The organism is Syntrophomonas sp. UBA5494 (assembly GCF_002426325.1).
In genome coordinates this window covers 1-15,757 of the sequence record NZ_DIPG01000098.1, presented here as the reverse complement: position 1 = coordinate 15,757, position 15,757 = coordinate 1, and the positions used below count along the sequence as shown (strand labels likewise).

At 48.8% G+C, this 15,757-nt stretch carries 11 protein-coding genes; all 11 read left to right on the top strand.

Translation table 11 applies throughout. The annotated features are described in order from the left end of the window. Positions 1 to 20 precede the first annotated feature (20 nt). Positions 21 to 1,238, top strand: a complete 1,218-nt coding sequence (locus B3W37_RS10860; RefSeq protein ID WP_481037718.1) for an MFS transporter — start codon at positions 21 to 23, stop codon at positions 1,236 to 1,238. 540 nt (positions 1,239 to 1,778) lie between these two features. Beyond that, positions 1,779 to 2,993, top strand: a complete 1,215-nt coding sequence (locus B3W37_RS10855; RefSeq protein WP_481037719.1) for an MFS transporter — start codon at positions 1,779 to 1,781, stop codon at positions 2,991 to 2,993. Between the two features lie 52 nt (positions 2,994 to 3,045). Beyond that, positions 3,046 to 4,446, top strand: a complete 1,401-nt coding sequence (locus B3W37_RS10850; protein WP_483175753.1) for an MFS transporter — start codon at positions 3,046 to 3,048, stop codon at positions 4,444 to 4,446. Positions 4,447 to 4,979: 533 nt separating this feature from the next. Then, complete coding sequence (locus tag B3W37_RS10845) at positions 4,980 to 7,490, top strand: pyruvate formate lyase family protein (protein ID WP_483175752.1); 2,511 nt, start codon at positions 4,980 to 4,982, stop codon at positions 7,488 to 7,490. 114 nt (positions 7,491 to 7,604) lie between these two features. Beyond that, entirely contained in the window at positions 7,605 to 8,516 is a 912-nt protein-coding gene (locus tag B3W37_RS10840; protein ID WP_483175751.1) for a glycyl-radical enzyme activating protein, read from the top strand. A 49-nt stretch (positions 8,517 to 8,565) separates the two neighbouring features. Beyond that, positions 8,566 to 10,029 carry a hypothetical protein gene (locus B3W37_RS10835; RefSeq protein ID WP_483171310.1) on the top strand — a complete coding sequence of 488 codons (1,464 nt, stop codon included), beginning with the start codon at positions 8,566 to 8,568 and terminating at the stop codon, positions 10,027 to 10,029. Positions 10,030 to 10,065: 36 nt separating this feature from the next. Continuing rightward, entirely contained in the window at positions 10,066 to 10,491 is a 426-nt protein-coding gene (gene glmS / locus B3W37_RS10830) for a methylaspartate mutase subunit S (RefSeq protein ID WP_483171311.1), read from the top strand. 43 nt (positions 10,492 to 10,534) lie between these two features. Further along, entirely contained in the window at positions 10,535 to 11,929 is a 1,395-nt protein-coding gene (locus B3W37_RS10825; RefSeq protein WP_483171312.1) for an MmgE/PrpD family protein, read from the top strand. Between the two features lie 60 nt (positions 11,930 to 11,989). After that, positions 11,990 to 13,372, top strand: a complete 1,383-nt coding sequence (locus B3W37_RS10820) for an MFS transporter (RefSeq protein WP_483171313.1) — start codon at positions 11,990 to 11,992, stop codon at positions 13,370 to 13,372. 62 nt (positions 13,373 to 13,434) lie between these two features. Next, entirely contained in the window at positions 13,435 to 14,889 is a 1,455-nt protein-coding gene (glmL, locus tag B3W37_RS10815; RefSeq protein WP_483175749.1) for a methylaspartate mutase accessory protein GlmL, read from the top strand. Between the two features lie 110 nt (positions 14,890 to 14,999). Beyond that, a partial coding sequence (locus B3W37_RS10810) for a CoA-transferase (RefSeq protein WP_483175748.1) occupies positions 15,000 to 15,757 on the top strand: 758 nt, incomplete at its 3' end.

Genomic DNA, 15,757 nt, shown 5'->3' with positions numbered 1-15,757 from the left:
CGCCGGGCGGGGGAGGAACAATGATGATCACCAACAAACCAGAAAACTTGTGGAGTAAAGATTATATTCTCATATTATTTGCCACCCTGGGGATAAACTTCTGCAATTATTTTTTCTATGCAACCTTGCCCATCTATGCGCAAAAACTGACCGGCACGGTTGCTTATGCCGGACTCATGACCACCATTTATACTTTTGGCGCCTTTGCCATCCGTCCCTTTTCAGGCTTTCTTTCCGATAAGATCGGGCGCACCAAGTTATTGATATTGGGGGCGGCCTTATGCGCTATAGCCTGTGGGCTGTACAACTTTGCCGAGGTGTTTATAGTTTTGGTATTACTGCGGGTTCTGCAAGGCATCGGATTTGGGATGCATTCCACTCTAGGCAGCGCCTTGGCGGTTGATATAATTCCCTCAACCCGCAGGGCTGAAGCAATCAGTTATATCGCGGTTTTCAGTACTATTGCGGTGGCCCTGGCCCCGGGAATTGCGCTCTCTATAATCGGGGATGGGGCCGCAGCAAATTTCAGATTGCTCTTTACCCTGGCCGCAGTGGTCGCACTCATGAGTATGATTTTCGACTGCTTTATAAGCTGTGAAAACAAGCATAAGAATGATACCCGGGATTTAAGCCATGGGGAAGATCCGATCAAGAGTAACCTGCCCAAAACCTTATTGGGCTTTGAATACGCCGTATTCCTTCCGGCACTGGTGACTGTGTTGCTATATGTCGCCTTAAGCAGTGTGACTTCATTTATTTTTCTTTTTGCCATGGATAGGAGTCTCGGCAATATAGGTCTCTTCTTTACCGTTAACGCTGCAGGCACATTTTTGTCCAGGCTGTTCCTGGGGAGGGTGGCCGATAAGCGGGGTGCCAATATAATTATCATTCCCGGCATAATAAGCCTTGCGCTATGTTTTGCCCTGATTCCACTAGTAAACGCGCCGCTGTATCTGCTTGCAATCGCTTTCCCCTTTGGCCTGGCTCAGGGGGCGGTGGGACCCCTTATCAATACCATGATGTTTAATCGCTGTTCTGCACAGAGAAGAGGCACTGCCTCTGCAGCCTTCTTTGCCTCAATCGATATCGGTTATGGCCTGGGGTCGGTAATTTTTGGGGTAATTGCCGCCGCCTACAATTACTATCTGGTTTACTGGGGTGCCATGATTTGCTGTCTTATTGCCCTGGTTATATTCTGCCTGGGAATTGCCCCTGGAACCAAACCAATCAATTACTAGACCAGAAATGGCTGCAAAATTGATACAATGTACCGGTTTTGCAACATCTGCTGTAGCATCTCTGCGACTTTTGGCGGAATGTTGACCGGTACGACCAAAAAAAATGGCCGGATTCACTCACAATTAGTGAATTGGGCCTATTTTTATAGCCAAGTGTTTCTTGCATGCATAAGTTGCACACCCATTTGGCATGAAGTTTGCGTTAAATATTTTAAGCCGCCCAGTTATTGCCCGGTTAGGCATTATGAGAATTTGAACAGTCGCAATCTTCAAATAAAAACGGGTTACAGAAGGAGGTTGATAGGATTATTAAAAAACACAGCCTCTGGCATAATGAAGTGATGATGCGAATGTTTAAAACCTTTTGGAATTCAAACCTGCTGCTGGAGCAGTGGCCTGATTCATACGCTTTTTCTCAAAGGAGCAACAGAGGCATTAGGTTCCCGGAAGCAAGCCTTGTAACTGTGGTGGCTTGCTGAAAAAGCGCCGCTATATCACTTCGTAAAACTGTATGTAATGTAAAATCGGGAGGAAAGAAAAATGGATGCAACCAAAACGGTAACCAGATGGCCCTATCTAGTAGTCGGTGTAATCAGTATGCTATTTGCTGGAATCATATACGCGTGGTCGATTTTAAAAGCCCCCCTGGCCGCCGAATTCCACTGGACTCCGGCTGCTCTGGCCCTTAATTTCACCATCATGATGTGTTTCTTCTGTGTCGGCGGGGTCCTATCCGGTATTATGACCAGAGGAATGGGCGTCAAGGCCCCGATCATCACCGGCGGCATCTTGACATTTCTCGGCTTTTTTCTCACTTCACGTATGAGCGGCGCCAGCACCACGGTCTTATATTTGAGTTACGGTGTATTGACGGGCTGCGGAGTAGGAATGGCTTATAATGCCGTGATTTCAGGGACTATGTCATGGTTTCCCGATAAAGCAGGGACCTGTTCTGGCGCTTTGATGATGGGTTTTGGGGCTAGTACGCTGGTTTTGGGAACTGTGGCCAGCAGTCTGATTCAATCTATTGGCTGGAGAAACACCTATGTGGTACTGGCTGTAGCTATCGGAGCAATTCTTGTGGTCACCGGGCTTATTATCAAGCTGGCGCCTGCGGATGCCCAGTTCCCCAAGCCAACCAAGACCAAGGCCAAGCGGGGCGAAGATTTTGAACCGCGTGATTATACTGCCGCAGAGATGACCCGGCGGTCAACATTCTGGAGATTCTTTCTCTATTGCATCCTTTCCGCAGCTATCGGCAATACCGTTATAAGCGCTGCCAAGGATATATCTATTTCTGTCGGAGCGGCTGCCGCCCTGGCCACGACTTTGGTGGGAGTTCTTTCGATATGCAACGGCCTGGGACGAATTTTATCCGGGGCATTATTTGACGCCTTCGGGCGACGCACAACTATGTTAATCGCCAACACGATCACCATAGCGGCTCCCGCAGTTACCCTGGCTGCAGTTCTTAACAGCAGTATCGCACTGTGTGTGGTTGGGCTGTGCCTGTGCGGTCTCTCTTATGGGTGTGCGCCAACCATAACATCGGCGGTCATCAGTTCGTTCTATGGCCCTAAAAACTTCTCCCTTAATTTCAGTATTGCCAACACCTTCTTGATTCCAACCTCTTTTGTAGCAACCCTGGCGGGCTCTTTTGTAACTAAAACCGGGTCGTTTACTTCAACGTTTATAATGCTGCTGGTATTCTCCATTGCGGCCCTGGGTTTTAACCTCAGCATCAAGCGTCCGTAAGGGGATCCAAGTAAAAATTATGATTAATCGGAATTAGAGGAGGATTTACAAATTGGAGACAAAGGCTGGTGCATCGATTTATAATGAAATATCGGTTCGCTACGGAATCACGAATTTCTTTACTAACCTTTCTCCCTATCTGCAGAATACGTATTTTGCCTTCTTCCTGACCACCATTATTGGAGTTCCTAATATTGCATTAGCAGGCGTTTTAACCAGTGCAAGAAGCTTGGATCTCTTATCATTGTTTGTTATCGGTATAATTATGCAGAAAAGCAATCCTAAGATGGGACGTTTTGCTTTTTGGATTATGTTTAGCGCATTGATAACATTGCCCATATATATTTTGCATTTTACGGATCTAGGGTTGCGCGGCAGGTCGGCCTTTATTTTCTACTCAGTATTTTATTTTCTGGCTCTATTTACATATAATATTGGTTTTACAGCTTATAATGGAGCCATAAATGTCCTTTCAAACGATCCTGTCCAAAAAGTAAGCCTATCGGCAGTACGTTCTCAATGTAATTCATTAGGTAAAATTGCATTCAGTGTGACTAATGTAGTTATTATTGGATTTTTTGCGTCATTGTTAGGCAGTGATAGCAAAGGATATACCATGATGGCAGTTGTGATATCAGTTCTTATTACACTGGCTTATTTCAATGTAATAGCTATGCTGCGGGGCAAGGAAATGTATGTCCCATCCGGCCGGCAATCCATAGCCCAAAAAACATCCCTTTGGGATATGATTAAGAATTTCTTCACTAAACCTATGATGCTTTTAATCGCTGCAGCCAGTTGTTTAAGACTAGGCCAGTATACGGTTATGGGATTGGCAGCTTATTATTTTGCTTATGTCGCTGGTGATAAGGGCATGTTAGCTACTTATCTAACTTTCAGTACCTTATTTACTTTTGGCGGTTCTTTTATCTCTCCTTTTATTAACAAATTTTTGGGCAGCAAAAAAACATATATTGTTGGTCTCGCTGTTTTTGGTATCGCACTCCTATTGTCCTTCTTTTTCGGAAAGAGCCCCTTAGGGTTTGCCTTGCTTTTATCCGCGGCTCAGGTAGGTATGGGTATTTGTATGGCGGTTGAGATGGCTATATATGGTAATGTAGTAGAATTCACGACTGTTGCCAAGGGAAAAGATGTCAGCGCATTTCTCTTTTCCTTGAGTTCTATGCCTGGAAAAATTGGCACCGCCATTTCCGGTCTTGTCCTGGGCCTAGGCTTAGCAGCAATTGGCTTTGATCCTAAAGCCGGTGTTACGGAAGGAATCGTGATGGGTCTGCGTATAATAATGTCTTTACTGCCTGCTGTTATTATGGCTCTGGGTATTATCGCCTTTTACTTTTTCCCCCTTACAGACAACAAGATGTTTGAAATACATCAGCAGGCAGAGGAAATCAAGGCATCTGCAAGAGAGGCTGCAAGTGCCCAGTTCAAATAGCAGCCTGATTGGAAAAAACCAACATATATATGTTTGCCGAGATGTTTTTTCGGTAAACCCTGACTTTAGATAAAACCCCTTTGCAGAATTGCCAGGTAGCATAATAGATACAATGTATCTGTCCAGTTACAACCAGATGTAGTAATGCTGCGACTGATGCCAAAAAAATAGAATAATCAAAATCGATCATTTATGAGAGCTCCAATTCACTCATTTCGGGTAGGTTGGGGCTCCTTTATCTTATTTAGGAATTGTTCGTTATTAACCATTTTAAATGGCATAGAAATTGCTCCTTATTATGTTGAAGTTTGCAATATCCCTTAATAATAGCTGTGGCAGGTAATCGCAACGCGGCAACGGTGTTGTTTATTAAGGCGCCTGACCACCTCGCAGGTTTGAAATGTGAGGTCGGGCGCTGAAGCACAGCCTTAAAACTTAAGCAGTTGAGACTAAAAGGAGGTAATAAATGGAGTTAAACAGTGCCAGGATGAATCACAAGTCAGGAGATTTAGAGAAAAGGATGGTGTTATAACATGCCAAAAGTTGACGGCGACGCAATCAGAAAAGTAAACGTCATGACTCCCAGGTTGCAGAAGCTTAAAAAAGAATGGGAAGATGCCCCTCCACAGGTATATGTTGATGGCACCCTGTTGTTTACCGAATCATGGAAAGAAACCGAAGGCCTGCCTTTAGACGTGCGCTGGGCAAAAGCCTTTGAAAAGAGAATGTTGGAAGGCCCCGTTACCATCAGAGAAGACGAACTGATAGTCGGTTCGCTGACCAAATTCATCCGCGGCAATGGCACCCTGTGCGCCATGAAGCCCCGGGAAATCCTGGCCATGTGTGAAACTGGCCGCTTTGACCGCAAGAGCAGTGACATCGATGCTACCTATATCGATCCCGAAGACCTGCGCAGGCTTACCGAAGACGCTAAATACTGGGTAGAAAATATGCCGCAGAGAAACTTTGTGCGTGATGCCATTTCGGCTGAGATGGGCGAAGATCACTTCGATCTCATGTTTGACCGGGGTATGGTATTCGAGGGCAGAGCGGTCAGAGAGGTCGTGGACAGAGGCATATTCGAGAACTGGGGTGCATTCGGCGGCGGCAACTGCATGCCCACCAAACCGGCCATCGACAATGGTCTGAATTACATTATCAAGCTAGCCGAGAATGAAATCGAAAAGTGTATGGCACTGGGTTTCCAGCAGCCTGGACTGCCGGAAAATGCCCTGCGTAAATACCACCTGCTGCAGGCCTGCATTATTTCCTGCAAAGCCGTTATCGCTAATGCCAAACGGTATGCCGATTTGGCCAGAGAGCAGGCTGTATCTTGCCCCGATATGGCTAGAAAGGCTGAACTGCTCAAAATAGCTGAAGTCTGTGAAAATGTTCCTGCCAATCCGCCGCGCAACTTCTGGGAAGCGGTGCAGAGCCTGCGTTTCCTGCACCTGGCACCCTGGATAGAAAGCTCCGAACGGCCTGAGGTCGGCGTAGGCCGCATCGACCAGATTCTGTATCCCTATTATGAAAAAGATATGCTCAAGGGCGACATTACCCGCCAGGATGCAGCCGAAATGATCGGTGCGTTATGGCTGAAAATCAGAGAGACCGAGAACCTGGTTACCGTTAAGAGAGAACACCGTGCGGCTCCGGGAACCCTGCTGCCGGACGTCACTCTGGGCGGTACCGATGTGAATGGCAATTGCCTGATCAATGAAGTCTCCTGGTTAACTTTGGAAGTAATGCGCCAGACCCTGCTCTCCGAACCTGCCATCTATATCCGTTATCACGAAAATATCGATGAAGATTTTATGGTATTTGCATTGGAATGCAATAAAGACTTCGGCGGCGGCAACCCGGCTTTCCTGGGTGACAAATTGGGCACTCAGAGATACCTGGATCGCGGCGTTCCGATTTGGGATGCGGTCAATTGGAATGCCAGCGGCTGCCTGGGATATCACCTGGATATCGCCGAGCATCAGGGCGGGTTCTACAGCCTTAACCAGGCCAAGATATTCGAGTTGACTTTATGGAACGGCTTTGACAACAGAACCGGCAAGCAGCTGGGCCTGAAGACCGGCGACGTCACCAAAATGAAGAGCGTGGATGAGATCATCGAAGCCTTCTTCAAACAGGAAGATTATTTCTGTGAAATACTGCGCAAACATTACTTCATATGGTGGTCGGTTGAACAGCAGCACAGCCCCATGAGCGGACTGAGATGCGCCATGCTTTATGAAGACTGCATCCCGGCCGGCATGAATTCCCGCGAAGGCGGCGCTCGCTATCCCATATGCCGGGCTTCCTGGATCGGCGACCGTGGTATCACCGATATTGCAGACTGCCTGGCTGCGATTCAGCGCCTGGTGTTTGATACCAAGAAAGTTGCCATGGCTGAACTATTAGAAGCTATGAAGGCCAATTGGGAAGGGCATGAAAAGCTGCGCCTGATGTGCCTGAATGCTCCCAAGTACGGCAACGATGAAGATATGCCCGATGAATTCTTCACCAAAATCATGTTAGGAACCCAGGAAATCATGCAGAGCCGCCCGGATCCCTTCACTGGAGAAAAACCCATGCTGTTCAAGGGAGCTGCCAGCGGACACACCACTCAGGGCAAATCGGTTGGAGCTCTACCCAATGGCAGATATCAGTGGACTCCGGTAAATGATGCCGCCACCTCAGCAATGCCGGGTATGGACGTCAACGGACCCACGGCTCTGATCAACTCTGCCACCAGAGATTTCAGCCTGGCCAGTGCTTCCTGTGGTTTCACCCACAACATGAAATTCTCCAAACAGTTGCTGGATACCCCTGAAAAAATAAAGAATCTGGCCAATCTGATTAAGATCTATTTCCAGAGAGGCGGATGGCACATTCAGTTCAATATCCATTCTGCGGAAGAACTGAAGGAAGCTCAGAAAGACCCAATGAAGTACAAGAACCTGTTGGTCCGTGTCGGCGGCTACAGTGCCTATTTTGTCGACCTGCCCCGTGATTTGCAGGATGAAATTGTAGAACGTACCATGCATGCCATGTAAGGCCTGATTGGGGGGAGGAGTTGTCATATCGACAACTCCTCCCCAACCACGAATTACCTGTCGAGGACTAGGTTACGTCCGGCTGGAAAAGAAAGCAGAGGTGAGAACGTAGCTATGACTGAACCCAAAGGCATTGTTTTTAACATTCAACGATATACCCTTGATGATGGACCAGGCACCCGGTGCACGGTTTTCTTGAAGGGCTGTCCCTTGAGATGCACCTGGTGTTCTAATCCGGAGTCGCAGCATCCCTGGCCGGAGGTAACACATAGGGATACCTTCTGTGAAAAATGCCTGAGCTGTATGGAAGTATGTGAACTAAAGGCTATATCGGTTGATGAAAGTGGGATTTATATCGATCGGGAGCTATGCACTGATTGTGGCGCATGTGTTGAGGTGTGTCCCTCGACCGCATTGCAGTTCCAGGGTGAGGCAATGAGCGTAGATGAGGTTTTTCGCGTCATTAAGAAAGACATTCATTATTATCAGAATTCAGGCGGAGGGGTGACTGTTTCGGGAGGAGAAGCCTTGATGCAGCCCGAATTTGTTGAAGCCTTGTTTGCAATGTGTCATGAAGCGGGCATCGGCACCTGCCTGGATACATCCGGATATGGGAACACGCTTGGCTTGGAGAAAATACTCCAGCATACCGATTTGGTGTATTACGACGTAAAACACCTTGATCCCGCAGTTCATGCCAAGTATACCGGACAGTCCAATGCATTGATTTTGCATAATCTCGAATTGGTTGTTAACAGTGGAACCCCGGTGGTTATTCGTATTCCGTTTATTCCTGGGATTAATGACTCGGACGATGATGTGGCAGCCATAGCCGGAAAAATGTCCGAAATAGCGAGAACGGCGCAGATCCACCTGCTGCCCTATCATCGTTACAGCATGGGCAAGTACAAGACCTTGGACCGGGACTATGAAATGGGAGATACGGAACGCCCCTCCGATGAAAGCTTAAACAGAGCCCAAAATATATTTGAATCTTACGGTTTTGACTGTGAGATTCGAAAATAGCGGCATTACGAATAACGTTGCCGAAAACTATTCCGAAGGGAGCAGGACAATGATTAAAGTCAGTCAACAGAAAATCGATGAAGATAAGTTTATGGAGATGCGCAAAGAGGTAATTGCCGCATGGCCAACACTAAAGGAAATCGATCTTGAAGAAGCAGTAGCCTATCAAAAAAGCCTGCCGGACAGCAAGGTTTTTTACAAAGAACTCCAAAGGATGGGCGCCGAACATAGAACGGTTAATTTCCCCCGGGCAGGCACCCCCATATTGGAGGATGAAATCGAGTTGGTCCGCAGCATCAATGCTCTGGGCGTTACCTGCACACCTCTCACCACAGACAGTTACACCAGAAACGGGATGTTCGAAAAGGCCCAACAGGGCCTGGAAGAGAGCATAAAAACCGGCAAACCGAAATTGAACGGATATCCCATAGTCAACCATGGCTTAAAAAACAACCGCAAACTGGTTGAATCGGTTGACGGCTGTTTAGACCCCAGGTGCTCCGCCATAGCCAACAGCCAGGTGGCAGAGATGGCTTTTGCCTCCGGAATGAACGGTATGCCATGCAGTTTCTTTGCCTGGTTCAGCGGCTACGATAAGAAGGCCACCGTTGCAGAGCTGCTTACCACCGCTCAATATATGGGCCGGTTGATGGGTTACTATGCCGAACGCGGAGTCATTATCAACGCCGACTGCCATGGGTTTTTGCCCAACAGTGTATACCCCGGAAGCATCAATATAGCCACGCAGATCATATGTGCCTTGAATGTCATCACTCAGGGCGCCAAATGCGTCATGCCCCAGGTAAACCTGCAAGGGTGCCTGGCTCAGGATCTGGGAGACCTCCGGGCTGCGCCAAGGCTATTCAAGAAATATCTTGAAAAATTAGGCTATAACGACATCATTATTCCCGGTATTGTAGGCAGCCAGGTTCCTCTATTCCCTTATCCGCAGGATGTAGGCAGCGCTTTCGGCTACAGCTGTTATACCGCTATGGTGGCTGCCCTCGGCAAATGTCCTATCGCCTTTGTAAAGACTATAGATGAAGCGCTGGGGGTACCTAGCCTGGAGGCTCATGAACAGACCTACAAGGCAACCAATTGGATCTTCAATGTAGTAAGACAGCAGAATTTCCCCATTGACAATGATGTTATCCAGCAGGAAGAGAATTTGACTTTCAACGAAGTATCGCAGATTCTGGACAAAGTATTGGAAATGGGCGATGGCGACATATGTGCCGGGGCGGTAAAAGCCATGGAAACCGGTGTGATAGATTCTCCTTTCCCAATCAACATGCATGCCAAAGATGAGGTGGTCGGTATCAGGGATCTGAACGGAGCTTGCCGTTACCTCGAGTTTGGTAATCTGCCCTTCAGTGAGGATATAAAGGATTTCCATCGGGCCAAGGTTGCCCAGCGCGCCGCGGCTGAAAGACGGGAAATGAACTATTATGTCTCTTTGGAAGACTTCTGGGCGATTAGCAAAGGACAACTTATCGGCAAGCCGTCCAAATAGGCAGCGATTATTTTGGATAAAAGGAGCGTTACACCTATGAAAGAGAAAATAACCATCATCACGGGAACAGTGGGAGTAGACTCCCATGTTATAGGAACCAAGATCATATCACGGTTTTTGCGTGAAAAGGGATTCAATGTAGTGGCATTAGGCGCACAAACACCAGCCGAAGAGTTCATAAAAGTTGCTCAGGAAACCGATGCTGACGCCGTCTTTATGAGCTCCATCTACGGCATGGCGGAAATGGATTTGCAGGGCTTCAAGGAAAAAGTGACCGAGGCCGGTTTAAACGATGTGCTATTCTACATCGGGGGCATTTTGGGAGTCATGAAACACGACTGGAAAGAGGACGAAGAGAAGTTCAAGAAATTGGGCTTCGACAGAGTATATCCCCCGGAAGCTGATATCGAGTCTGCGCTGGAAGACCTGAAAACGGATCTAAAAGCCAAAGGCAAGATGTGATTGTTGACTGAAGTCAAATAAGCAAAAGGGATGTGTTAATCAAATGGACGCAACTTATTTATTTGCCCAAAACTTCAAAAATATTCAATTTGAAGATCTATCGGCAAATGTTGTTGAAATAACCAAACTGCAGGTTTTGGATTACTTTGCAGTTGCGCTGGGCGGAACCAGTCAGGCCGGGGTTAAAGAACTGGTGGAGCTGGCAGTTGATTGGGGCGGGGCTCCTCAAAGCCATATACTGGTTTATGGCCATAAGCTTCCGGTTCCCAATGCGGCTCAAATTAATGCCACCATCGCGCACACCCTGGATTTTGACGATGTGCATGAGACTGCGATCATGCACCCCGGCGTAGTCGCCATTCCCACCGCCCTTACCCTGGCCGAGTATCTGGGCGGAATCAGCGGGAAAGAGTTCATCACCGCTGTAGCCCTGGGAACTGATTTCATATGCCGGTTGGGGCTTGCCACCAGACCCGGGGAGAGTATTATTCCCTACGGATGGCATCAGACCAGTCTTTATGGATATATCACCGCGGCTGCTGTGGCGGGGAGGCTCTTGGGCTTAAGCGAAGAAGAAATCGTCAATGCCATCGGCATTGCCTATCATCAATCGGCCGGAAACGCTCAATGCGTCAAGGACGGAGCTCTTACCAAAAGATTGGGGCCGGGCTTCGCGGTAAAGGCCGGGATAACTTCGGCTTTAATGGCCCAGAAGGGCATCACCGGGGCCAGGAACGTACTGGAAGGCGATGCCGGTTTCTACAAAGTATACCATGACAATAAGTATTCCCGGGAGGCACTGGTGGGAGAACTCGGCACCAGGTTTGAAGGCAAAGATGTCACCATTAAGCCTTATCCATGCTGCAGAGGAATTCATCCCTTCGTTGATGCAACTTTGAAAATAGTAAAGGAACATCGGGTCGCCGCTGAAAATGTTGATAAAATCAAGCTGTGGTGCGGACCGGGCACCTTAAATCTGCTCTGCGCGCCGATTGAAATTAAAACCAGGCCGCGCAATTTCGTTGACAGTCAATTCAGCGCCCCCTGGGGTGTAGCTGCAGTGATAGCCAGAGGCCGCGCCGGGCTGGATGAATTTACCCCTGCCGCCATACAGAGCCGCGACCTTCTGGAAATGGCCGGCAAGATCGGGCCGGTGGAAGTCGATCCCAGCTTCGAGGGAGCCGAACTTGAGCCAGGCCGGGTAAGCATCACTATGAAGGATGGCAGTGTTTATACGGAACAGGTTGATCTGCCTCTGGGAACTCCAACCAACCCGTTGACTTTCGCCGATTGTGAAATCAAGTTCCGCGATTGTATCAAGCATTCTGTCAAACCTATCCCTGATGCCAATGCCGCTCAATTGGTCAAATTGATCCAAGAGCTTGATATGGTTAAGGACGTTACCGCACTGGTCGGACTCGTAGTCGTGGATTCATAATCAAGAATTCACCTGAACCTGGTTAAAGGCGACGGAACATAAATCAAAGGAGGCTTATCAATGAGTGTTATTAGTGAAACACTTCGTGTGCCCGTAGGAGCTAGGATTGAACGTTTCCACGACTGCAAATTTCTGATGTGGCAAGCAGTAATTGTGTCTATAGCCATGTTTGCCGAAGCGGTGGAAATCAATAGTTTCGGATTTATTCTACCTATCGTCCAAAAGCAATTTGGGCTTTCCGCGCAGCTCATGGGTTATATGGGGTCGGCCAGCAACATTGGAATGATGATCGGTGCGGCCTTCTGTTCTCTATTGGCAGATAAATGGGGCCGTAAAAAACTCTTTATGATATGCATGGTAACCTGGGGCTTGGGCGGTCTGATCTTCGCCTTCGCTCCCAATGTTGAGACACTGTTCGCAGGACGTATAATATTCGGCATTGGTGCTGGTGCTCAGATCCCGACTAGTTTGGCACTGCTGGCCGAGATGTCTCCTGCGGCAAGCCGGGCCAAGTATGTGGTCCTCTCCCTGTTGGCGTCCCCTGTGGCGGTAGTCTTTGGGGCCACAGTGGCGACGGCTATTCTATCGGTTTCAAGCTGGCGGGTAATGTTCGTAGTCATTTCCTTGTTGGCCTTATGGGTGATCGTGGTATATTATGCTCTGCCAGAATCGGCCCGTTGGCTGGAAACCAAAGGCCGTTACAAAGAAGCGGATGAAATTGTAGAAGCTGTTGAAGCGCGGGTGGCCGAATCAAGCGGAAAGCCCATCTATCAGTTTAACGCTGAAGAGATTCAGGGCCTTTATGAAGCCGAGGCGGCCAGGGAAAAAAAGATGAAAGAAATGGACAAACCCAAATGGACCGACCTGTGGAAGAGCGGGCAGATCAAGCACTCCTTCTTGGGCACATTCTGGCCTTTTCTGCAGATGCTGGGTTATTTCGCCCTGGCCACCTGGCTGACCGCCTTGCTGGTATCCAAAGGATACTCAGTGGTCAAGTCCACCAGAATGATAGCCATCTTCGCCCTGGGCGGCATACCGGCTTACTTTGGGATGGTGTGGTTGTTAAACAAATTCGGAAGGAAGTTCGCTTGCTGTGCTATGTCCATTTTGGCGGCAGGAACCGCATATGTCTATGGCAGTATGAACACCTTCACTGCGATCATCATCGCCGGGTTCATCTATCAGTTTTGCCAGTACGGTTATAACATGTGCTGCTCTACCTATTGGCCGGAGTTGCTGCCTACGCGCATCCGCGGCACCGGAATGGGATGGTTTCAGGTATGCGGCCGCCTCGGCGGTATCCTGGGCGCCATCATCGTCGGGTATATTGTCGGCGCCGGTGGATATGACGGAGTCTTCTACCTTATCGTGGCCTGTAATGTATTGAGCGTGTTGTTGATAGCCTGGTTGGGCAAGGAAACCAAAGGCATGGTTGCCGACTAAGGAAAGCACCTCAGATTGTAATGATTGAACCACCGTATGCAGAGCAGCTTCCGGAAGTGTATATGCGTAAAAGGCATATACACTCCGGAGCAGCCCGGCATCAAACTGAAATACCCAAAGTGGAGTGCGAAATGATGAATAACATTAGGATCTTTATAGATTTTGGCAGTACATTTACCAAAGCGGTCGCTTTCGACCTGGATAAAGAGGAGCTCATAGCGCGGGTACAGTCGCCTTCCACTGTAGACACGGATGTCACCATCGGCCTGGAAAAGGCTTTGGCCCTGCTCGCTGAACAGGTTGAATTCGGTGAAGCGGAGATAAAAGAAGCCCTGGCATCAAGCAGCGCGGCAGGGGGATTGCGGGTTGTCTGCTGCGGCCTGGTGCCTGATTTTACTACTGAAGCCGCCCGCATGGCTGCCCTGGGAGCGGGCGCCAAGATCGTGGGGACCTATTCCTATGAATTATCCAATTCGGAGGTCGCAGAGATTGAAGCCATTTCTCCTGATATAGTTTTGCTTACCGGAGGTACTGATGGGGGAAACAAGAAAGTAATAATTTACAATGCGCGCATGCTCGCCAACTTGAAGCGGGGAGTGAAGAACATCATCGTAGCCGGAAATAAGTCGGCCTACGATGACATTGCCGGTATCTTGGGCAAAACCGATATGAACATTATTTTTACCAAAAATGTGATGTCGGAAATCGGTGTTATCGATGTGGACTCGACCAATCAGAAAATCAGGGAACTGTTTATAAATAGAATAACTGAAGCCAAAGGAATCGCACGGGTAAAAACCATGGTCAAAGATGTAATCATGCCCACTCCTTCAGCGGTCATGGAAGCCGCAAAATTAATAGCCGACGGCGTTCCGGGCTGCCCGGGCCGGGGGGAATTGCTCCTGGTTGACGTGGGGGGCGCGACTACAGATGTTTATTCAGTAGCCTGGGGCAGCCCCACTCAGCCTGGGGTGAGCATGTTGGGGCTTCCTCAGCCTTACGCCAAGCGTACTGTAGAAGGTGATTTGGGCTTGTTTCACAATCTCGACACATTGGCTGATATCGCTAAGCGGGAATGCGCCGGTGCCCTGGATGATCCCTTTTTTGATGAAAAAGTAACTGAATTTCGTCAGATGGGCAGACTTCCCAGCTGTGAGGAGGAGGCTGAATGTCATGTAACCCTTTCTCGGTTGGCGGTTAAGACTGCGGTGGAAAGACATGCGGGGAGAATAGATGTCATAGTTACGCATAATGGCGACTATATGGTGCAAAGGGGCAAGGATCTCACTCAAGTCAAGTTAGTGATCGGAGCTGGAGGACCGGTTGCTTTTTCGTCCGACCCGCGACGGGTGCTGCAGGGCGCACTGTTTCATAAGGAGAGCCCGGCCTTGCTCAAGCCTAAAAATCCCCTGATGATGCTGGATGGGAAATACATACTGTTTGCCGTGGGGCTGCTGGCACAAAGCGAGCCGCGAAAAGCATTCAACATTATTAATAAATACCTGGTCAACCTATAGTCCCCCGACAAGTCCCGATTGACTTATCAAGTGGTTTAATCTGACGAATTATCGGCTGTCATGCCTGGGGAGCATCATTCAACCGGGCCATGCTGAAGGTGGTGAGCCTAATGTCTAAAGTAAAGACGCCTGCTGAAATCGCTTTGTTGATTAAAGACGGTGCGACTGTTGCAGCCTCGGGAATGGGGCTGGCAGGATGGAACGAGGAAATGGCCCTAGCCATTGAGCAGCGTTTCCTGGAAAGCGGTCACCCTCAAGGTATTACCCTATTACAGGCCTGTTCGCTGGGGGATTGGACCACCAAGAGGGGCACGACTCATTTCGGCCATGCCGGATTGGTAAAAAGATGGATCGGGGCGCATATCGGTGCCAGTCCCAATCTGGTCAAGCTGGTAGAGGAGAATAAAATAGAGGCTTACAACCTGCCGCAGGGGGTGTTGACTCAACTCTGGCGGGAGGTAGCTGCGCAAAGGCCCGGTATTGTAACCAGAGTGGGCTTACATACCTATGTCGATCCCCGACTGGAAGGCGGAAAATTGAATCGGCTTACGCGTACTAAAGAAGATATTGTCAAGGTAGTTGAGCTGGAAGGCGAAGAATACTTGTTCTATCAGGGCTTTCCCATCGATGTGGCCCTGATTCGCGGTACGGTCGCCGATGAAAACGGCAATGTGACCATGACCAAAGAGGGGATGCTGAGCGGCGCCTTACACCTGGCGCAAGCGGCCAGAAACAGCGGCGGCATGGTGATCGCCCAGGTGGAATACATAGCAAAAGCCAACTCCTTGCATCCCAAAGAGGTAAAAGTACCCGGCATACTGGTCGACTATGTAGTGGTGGCGGCATCCAACGATAATCACTTCCAAAC

Bases quoted from the DNA above. Each gene is read 5' to 3' on its own strand.
- B3W37_RS10860 (WP_481037718.1), top strand. From the start codon at position 21: ATGATGATCACCAACAAACCAGAAAACTTGTGGAGTAAAGATTATATT.
- B3W37_RS10855 (WP_481037719.1), top strand. From the start codon at position 1,779: ATGGATGCAACCAAAACGGTAACCAGATGGCCCTATCTAGTAGTCGGT.
- B3W37_RS10845 (WP_483175752.1), top strand. From the start codon at position 4,980: ATGCCAAAAGTTGACGGCGACGCAATCAGAAAAGTAAACGTCATGACT.
- B3W37_RS10840 (WP_483175751.1), top strand. From the start codon at position 7,605: ATGACTGAACCCAAAGGCATTGTTTTTAACATTCAACGATATACCCTT.
- B3W37_RS10835 (WP_483171310.1), top strand. From the start codon at position 8,566: ATGATTAAAGTCAGTCAACAGAAAATCGATGAAGATAAGTTTATGGAG.
- glmS (WP_483171311.1), top strand. From the start codon at position 10,066: ATGAAAGAGAAAATAACCATCATCACGGGAACAGTGGGAGTAGACTCC.
- B3W37_RS10825 (WP_483171312.1), top strand. From the start codon at position 10,535: ATGGACGCAACTTATTTATTTGCCCAAAACTTCAAAAATATTCAATTT.
- B3W37_RS10820 (WP_483171313.1), top strand. From the start codon at position 11,990: ATGAGTGTTATTAGTGAAACACTTCGTGTGCCCGTAGGAGCTAGGATT.
- glmL (WP_483175749.1), top strand. From the start codon at position 13,435: ATGCGTAAAAGGCATATACACTCCGGAGCAGCCCGGCATCAAACTGAA.